We start from the raw sequence: 1147 nt of genomic DNA, 5'->3' as shown, positions 1-1147 counted from the left end.
TCGCAGCGCATGCCTTGAAGGACTCTTTGTCAGAGAAAATGCTGTCTGTTTTTCAAACGGGTGTGGAGTATCAGGCGTACCATAGTTTAGCGATGTTGGTCTTGGTGTTGTTGGCGTCTTTGGCGAGAACAGAAAAGGCACGCCGTTACTTGAGTGTCTCCATGTCGCTCATGCTCTTTGGTGTCGTGTTGTTTAGTGGGAGCTTGTATGCCTTGGCGCTTACCGGTTTGGCGTCTTTAGGAATGATTACTCCAGTGGGTGGAGTTTTGTTTCTTTTAGCTTGGTTCTTTGCGGCAAGAGGTGCATGGAGCATGGGCAAGCCTGAGCTTTTAGAGGAAAGTTAAATCGTGAAGATTATTCTAAATGGCGAGCCTTACGAATGTGAGGCTGGCACAGACTTACTAGCGATCGCAAAGGCGCTTTCTTTAGAGGGGAAACGTTACGCGATTGAGCACAATAAAGAGATTGTCCCCAAAGCCCAGCATGAGAAAATCACGTTACAGGAAGGTGATCTGGTTGAGGTTGTGCAGGCGATTGGTGGCGGTTAGCCAATAGGAAAGGAAGTAAAATGGGATTAGATACCGGAGTTCTAGAGATAGAAGGCGAAAAGTATAAAAGTCGTCTGTTAGTAGGGACGGGAAAGTACAAAGATCTAGAAGAAACACGGTTGGCAATTGAGGCCAGCGGCGCGGAAATCGTGACAGTTGCTGTTCGTAGAACCAATATAGGTCAAAACCCTGACGAGCCAAATCTTTTGGACGTGGTGTCGCCGGACAAGTATACGATTCTTCCAAATACTGCAGGCTGTTATAACGCCGATGATGCCGTACGTACTTGCCGATTGGCCCGCGAGTTACTGGATGGCCATGACCTCGTGAAGCTCGAGGTGCTTGGTGATCAGAAAACGCTCTATCCAAATGTTGTTGAGACTCTTGCTGCAGCCAGGACGCTCGTTAAAGACGGGTTTAAAGTCATGGTGTACACAACAGACGATCCGTTAATTGCCAAAGAACTGGAAGAGATCGGTTGCGTTGCGGTAATGCCGCTTGGGGCACCAATAGGGAGCGGTCTTGGGATTCGCAACCCGCACAATATCCATATGATTTTAGAAAACGCGAATGTCCCTATTTTAGTGGATGCGGGCGTT

Annotated in this window: 3 protein-coding genes; all 3 read left to right on the top strand. The window is 48.1% G+C overall.

The window, feature by feature from the left end; all coding sequences use genetic code 11:
- The coding region (locus tag A3750_RS01395) for a DUF423 domain-containing protein (protein ID WP_068547962.1) at positions 1-344 on the top strand (344 nt) is incomplete at its 5' end.
- 3 nt (positions 345-347) lie between these two features.
- Positions 348-548 carry a sulfur carrier protein ThiS gene (gene thiS / locus A3750_RS01390; RefSeq protein ID WP_068457024.1) on the top strand — a complete coding sequence of 67 codons (201 nt, stop codon included), beginning with the start codon at positions 348-350 and terminating at the stop codon, positions 546-548.
- A gap of 20 nt (positions 549-568) precedes the next feature.
- Positions 569-1147: thiazole synthase (locus A3750_RS01385; RefSeq protein WP_068547963.1), on the top strand; the 579-nt coding region annotated here is incomplete at its 3' end.

The organism is Oleiphilus sp. HI0079 (assembly GCF_001635105.1).
The sequence above is the reverse complement of the archived record's forward strand: the minus strand, read 5'-3'. Positions and strand labels throughout refer to the sequence as shown.